Annotated in this window: 5 protein-coding genes; 2 read left to right on the plus strand and 3 right to left on the minus strand. The window is 66.0% G+C overall.

Annotated features, from left to right (window positions below):
• Nucleotides 1-15 precede the first annotated feature (15 nt).
• From dusB to DBR20_RS16550, 3 genes are all read right to left on the minus strand, one after another.
• Entirely contained in the window at nt 16-1011 is a 996-nt protein-coding gene (gene dusB, locus DBR20_RS16540) for a tRNA dihydrouridine synthase DusB (protein ID WP_099820273.1), read from the minus strand.
• A 339-nt stretch (nt 1012-1350) separates the two neighbouring features.
• A complete protein-coding gene (locus DBR20_RS16545; protein ID WP_108267025.1) occupies nt 1351-2316 on the minus strand; it encodes a ribokinase in 966 nt (321 codons plus the stop codon).
• A gap of 25 nt (nt 2317-2341) precedes the next feature.
• Entirely contained in the window at nt 2342-3640 is a 1299-nt protein-coding gene (locus DBR20_RS16550) for a nucleoside transporter C-terminal domain-containing protein (RefSeq protein ID WP_108267027.1), read from the minus strand.
• Nucleotides 3641-3833: 193 nt separating this feature from the next.
• Between DBR20_RS16550 and DBR20_RS16555 the strand changes: the two genes are divergently transcribed.
• Both DBR20_RS16555 and DBR20_RS16560 read left to right on the plus strand, forming a co-directional pair.
• Nucleotides 3834-4805, plus strand: a complete 972-nt coding sequence (locus DBR20_RS16555; protein ID WP_108267029.1) for an aldo/keto reductase — start codon at nt 3834-3836, stop codon at nt 4803-4805.
• A 198-nt stretch (nt 4806-5003) separates the two neighbouring features.
• Complete coding sequence (locus DBR20_RS16560; RefSeq protein WP_005412278.1) at nt 5004-5198, plus strand: hemin uptake protein HemP; 195 nt, start codon at nt 5004-5006, stop codon at nt 5196-5198.
• Nucleotides 5199-5388 lie beyond the last annotated feature (190 nt).

Consider the following 5388-nt stretch of genomic DNA (forward strand, 5'->3'; position numbering starts at 1 on the left):
GTCATGGGGGCGGGCTCAGGCAGCGGAAGACATCGCCGGTTCCCCGGCGATCAGGCGGTCGAAATAGTCGGTGGTCAGCGCGATCTGGCTGGCCGGGTCCTCGGCGCGGTTGACCACCGCGCGGAACGCGGCATTCTCCGGCCGGTCCTTGGCGTACCAGCCCAGGTGCTTGCGTGCGATGCGCACGCCCTGCGGTTCGCCATAGAAATCGTGCAGTGCGTGCAGGTGGCCGAGCAGAATGTCGCGCACTTCGGCCAGCGACGGCGGCGGCAGTTCCTCGCCGGTGGCCAGGTAGTGCGCCACCTCGCGGAAGATCCACGGCCGGCCCTGTGCGGAGCGGCCGATCATCACCGCATCCACGCCGGTCTGCTGCAGTACGAAGGCGGCCTTCTGCGGCGAATCGATGTCGCCGTTGGCGATCACCGGGATGCGCAACGCGGCCTTGATCTCGCCGATCGTGGCGTACTCGGCCTGACCGGTGTAGTGCTGGTCGCGGGTACGACCGTGCACGGCCAGCGCCGCGATGCCACTGGCCTCGGCGATGCGGGCGATGACCGGGCCGTTGCGGTGGTCGCAGTCCCAGCCGGTGCGGATCTTCAGCGTCACCGGCACGTCCACCGCGTTGACCACGGCTTCCAGGATGCGCGCGACCAGCTGCTCGTCGCGCATCAGCGCTGAGCCCGCCCAGGCGTTGCACACCTTCTTGGCCGGGCAGCCCATGTTGATGTCGATGATCTGCGCGCCATGGTCGACGTTGTAGCGCGCGGCCTCGGCCAGCTGCTGCGGCTCGGTGCCGGCGATCTGCACGCTGATCGGCGCGGGTTCACCGGCATGGTCCATGCGGTGGATCGACTTGCGCGTATTCCAGAAGCGTGGGTCGCTGATGGTCATTTCCGAGGCAGCCAGGCCCGCGCCCAGCCGTTTGCACAGCAGGCGGAAGGGCTTGTCGGTGACGCCGGCCATGGGCGCGAGCACGACGTTGGGGGCGATGGAGTACGGGCCGATCTGCATGCGCCCATTGTAGGGCGCGGCCGGCGCCCCGGCTGGGTTGCCGACCTGCCGGTTCAGGCCGATCCGGACCGACCTCATGCCGCACGGGAATCAGCAGATGCTTGACGGTTGCTTCCGTCGCCCCCAAGGGCAGGCGATGGTGTTCGGCTGGGTGTACCGGCAACGCGCATCCACGCATGGCGTGGATCTACTACGGGCCCGACCCGCACGGATGAGGCCTTCGCGCCCCGCGTCCCGGTAGATCCACGCCATGCGTGGATGAGGCCTTGCCCACTAACGTGAAAAGGCCCGGGCATCTGCATGCCCGGGCCCGATCATCATCCCTGCGGGGATGAGGCGTTACTTCACTTCGGCATCGGCCGGGGTGAAGCGCGGCATTGCCGCGGCCGCGCCTTCCTTCTCGGTCGAACGACCGGCGAACTGGTTGGCGAAGCGCACGTGGCGGGCGAACGGAGCGTCCGGCACCTGGGCGATCGAGGCCACCAGCGCACCGTTGAAGGCATCGCCGGCACCGGTGGTGTCGATCGCCTGCACCTGTTCGGCACCCACGCGGTAGTACGGCTGGGTGTCACCACGCAGGTGCTCGTCGGCATGCGACACGAACACGCCCACCGACCCCAGGGTCACCACCACCGTGCCGTTGCCGACCAGCTTGCGGCACAGCGCATGCAGGCTGGCGCCGTCCAGCGCGGCGACGTCGTTGGCATCCACGCGCTCGCCGACATGACGGCCGAGCAGGGCGGCGAACTCGGTCTCGTTCGGGGTGATCACATCGGCCAGCTTGAGCAGGCCGATGCTCGACGGGGCATCAGCCGGGGCGGCGTTGAGAACGGTGGTGACACCGGCCTCGCGGGCCACGGCCAGTGCCGCTTCGATGGTCTGCACCGGCGATTCCAGCTGCACCAGCACCACCTTGGCGCCGGTCAGCAGGGCCTGCTGTTGCTGCACGAAGTCGGTGCTCAACGCCGCGTTGGCACCGGGGCCGATGACGATGGTGTTGCGGCCACGGGCATCGACATAGATGCCGGCGGTGCCGGTCGGCTCGCTGCTGGCTTCGGCGATCAGCGCGAAACCATCCTGCGCGGCCAGGTCACGGGCGGTGGTACCACCCGCATCGTCGCCCAGCGCACACAGGAAGCTGGTGTCAGCGCCGGCACGACAGGCGGCAACGGCCTGGTTGAAGCCCTTGCCACCCGGGCCGGTGCTGTAGCGGCCGGCAATGGTCGCACCCGGCGCCGGCAGCGACTCGCACCGCCACACGTGATCGACATTGAAGGAACCGACGACAACGACACTGCTGCTCATAGGGAATCTTTTCTCAAACAAGGGTTCAGCTGAAATGCGTCAGCACGCCGGCGATGGTAGCCGTCATGAAGGTGGCGATGGTACCGCCCAGCACCGCGCGCAGGCCGAACTTGGCCAGATCGTGGCGTCGTTCCGGTGCCAACCCGCCGATACCGCCGATCTGGATCGCGATCGAACTGAAATTGGCGAAGCCGCACAGGGCGTAGGTGGCGATCAGGCGACCTTCTTCCGACAGGCTCATGCCCGGCACCTGGCCATTCACGATCTTTGACAGTTCGGTGTAGGCGACGAACTCGTTGATCACGACCTTCTGGCCGATCAGCGAACCCACGGTGGTGGCATCGGCCCACGGGGTGCCGATCACCCAGGCGATCGGTGCCAGCACGTAGCCGAAGATGGTCGACAGGTCGGTCGGCTTGCCGATCGCAGCGGCCAGGCCGGTGATTTCACCGAGCCAGGTCAGCGGTGCATTGAGCAGGGCGATCAGGGCGATGAAGGCCAGCAGCATCGCACCGATGTTCAGTGCCAGCTTCAGGCCGTCACCGGCGCCGGCAGCGGCCGCGTCGATGATGTTGCTGGAGGTCTTTTCCACTTCCATCTTGACCGTGCCGCGGGTCAGCGGGGTGCCGGTTTCCGGAATCAGCAGCTTGGCCACGACCAGGGTGGCCGGGGCCGCCATGATGCTGGCCGCCAGCAGATGCTTGGCGTAGAACGCCTGCTGCACCGGATCACCACCGCCGAGCATGCCCACGTACGCGGCAAGCACGCCGCCGGCGATATGGGCCATGCCGCCGATCATCATCGTCAGCAGCTCGGACTGGGTCATCTTGGCGATGTACGGACGCACCGTCAGCGGGGCCTCGGTCTGGCCGATGAACACGCTGGCGCAGACGCTGGTGGTTTCCGCACCGGACACGCGCATCACCTTGGTGATCGACCAGGCCATCACCCGCACGATCGCCTGCATGACGTTGAGGTGGTACATGACCCCCATCAGCGCCGAGAAGAAGATGATCGTCGGCAGCACCTGGAAGGCGAAGATGAAACCGTAGTTCTTGACGTCCATCAACGAGCCGAAGATGAACTTCGAACCTTCGTTGACGAAGCTCAGCACCTTCACGAAGCCCTGGCCCAGCGCATCGAATACGTCGCGCCCGCCCGGTACCAGGATCACCAGTGCCGCAAATGCGATCTGCAGGGAGATGCCGGTGGCGACCAGCTTCCAGTCCACCGCGCGCTTGTTGTTGGAAAACAGCCAGGTGATGCCGATCAGCACCGCCAAACCGAACAGGCCGAAGCCGATCCTGCCCAAACCTTCGACCATCTGAGTGACTCCCCTGGGGCGTCGCGAAAAACGGGAAGCCTAGTGCAGGGCAGGGGCCGGAGCAAGGAAAAGCGGTCTGCGCGCGGCCATCGGCTCCGATCAGGCCAGCAACAGCAAGGGGTTGCGCCTGCCGGGACAGGTAGAATGGTGGCTTGATCCCGGCCCGTATGCGGGCCCGCAGCAGGAGAATCGCATGCTCTACCGTCGCCTTGGCTCCACCGGCCTGCCGATTTCCGCCCTGTCCTTCGGCGCCTGGGTGACCTTCGGCGACCAGGTGCCACGCGATGAGGCGCGCAACCTGGTGGCGGCGGCCTGGGACCATGGCATCAACTTCTTCGACAACGCCGAGGGCTATGCCAACGGCCGCGCCGAGCAGGTGATGGGCGATGTGATTGCCGACCTGCGGCTGCCGCGCGATGGTTTCTGCGTGTCCAGCAAGGTGTTCTTCGGCAGTGCCCAGGACCCGCGGCCGACCCAACGCGGCCTGTCGCGCAAGCATGTGACCGACGCCTGCCATGCTGCGCTCAAGCGCCTGCGGGTGGACTACCTGGACCTTTATTACTGTCATCGTCCGGATCCGGACGCCCCGATCGCTGAAACGGTGCATGCCATGGACACCCTGGTCCGGCAGGGCAAGGTGCTGTACTGGGGCACGTCGGAATGGTCGGCCAACCAGATCCAGGAAGCAGTGGACATCGCCGCGCGCCACAACCTGCAGGCACCGTCGATGGAGCAGCCGCAGTACAACCTGCTGCATCGTGAGCGGGTGGAAGTAGAGTACGCGCCGCTGTATGCCACCGCCGGGCTGGGCACCACGATCTTCTCGCCGCTGGCCTCGGGCCTGCTGAGCGGCAAGTACGACGACGGCGTGCCGGCCGATGCGCGTCTGGGCCGCGAAGGCATGGGCTGGCTGCAGGACCTGGTGCTGGGCGACAACGCCGATGCGCGCCTGGCCCGGGTGCGTCGCTTCAGTGCAGTGGCGCGCGACCTGGGCCACGCCCCGGCCAGCCTGGCCATCGCCTGGTGCCTGCGCAATCCCAACGTCTCGAGTGTGATCCTCGGCGCCAGCCGGGTCAGCCAGCTGCTGCAGAACCTGCAGGCGCTGGACGTGCTGGCGCAGGTGGACGACGCCGGCTGGGCACAGGTGGAAGCGGTATTCGCCTGAGGACCGGGGACAGGTTTGTAGGGCCGAGCCCACGCTCGGCCGGCCTTACCGCGCCCAATGGCGCTTATTTCAATAGACAAAAACTATCGAAATTCAAATTTCGATCATTAATTCCATCAATTAAGTTGAGAATGATTGTTGATTGTCAACTGAGAATCATTATCATTTAACTCGTCCCTCGCACGAGTCCAGATGCTCATGAATGCTCAACCTGTACTGCTGCGCCCCGAAACGCTGACCCTCCGCGACCGCCCGGTTCGTGTCGTCCCGCCGGAAGAGGTCATCGACAGCGAAGCCCTGCTCAAGGGCCGTCGTGAAATCCTGATCCAGCACGGTGACCGTTTCTACCGTCTGCGTCATACCAGCAACGACAAGCTGATCCTGACCAAGTAACGCGGTCTGGTCGCCCGCCTCCCTCCCTCCTGTCGGCTGCGCCGACAGGGTGGGCGACCCGTCCGCTCCTGCTCTCTCCCCCTCGGTCTACCGTTCATGCCTGCTTGGTGTGGCGGTGGCCGGGGGTTCCCCTGCCTGACCGAACGATGCCGATGACCCGCCCGACTGCCCTTTCCATTGCCCTGTGGAT

The sequence above is a fragment of the Stenotrophomonas sp. HMWF023 genome, from assembly GCF_003060985.1.
GTDB classification, from domain to species: Bacteria; Pseudomonadota; Gammaproteobacteria; order Xanthomonadales; family Xanthomonadaceae; genus Stenotrophomonas; species Stenotrophomonas lactitubi.

What these genes read in the sequence shown, in the direction of transcription:
- dusB (WP_099820273.1), bottom strand. Translation starts at nt 1,011, where the DNA reads ATGCAGATCGGCCCGTACTCCATCGCCCCCAACGTCGTGCTCGCGCCC.
- DBR20_RS16545 (WP_108267025.1), bottom strand. Translation starts at nt 2,316, where the DNA reads ATGAGCAGCAGTGTCGTTGTCGTCGGTTCCTTCAATGTCGATCACGTG.
- DBR20_RS16550 (WP_108267027.1), bottom strand. Translation starts at nt 3,640, where the DNA reads ATGGTCGAAGGTTTGGGCAGGATCGGCTTCGGCCTGTTCGGTTTGGCG.
- DBR20_RS16555 (WP_108267029.1), top strand. Translation starts at nt 3,834, where the DNA reads ATGCTCTACCGTCGCCTTGGCTCCACCGGCCTGCCGATTTCCGCCCTG.
- DBR20_RS16560 (WP_005412278.1), top strand. Translation starts at nt 5,004, where the DNA reads ATGAATGCTCAACCTGTACTGCTGCGCCCCGAAACGCTGACCCTCCGC.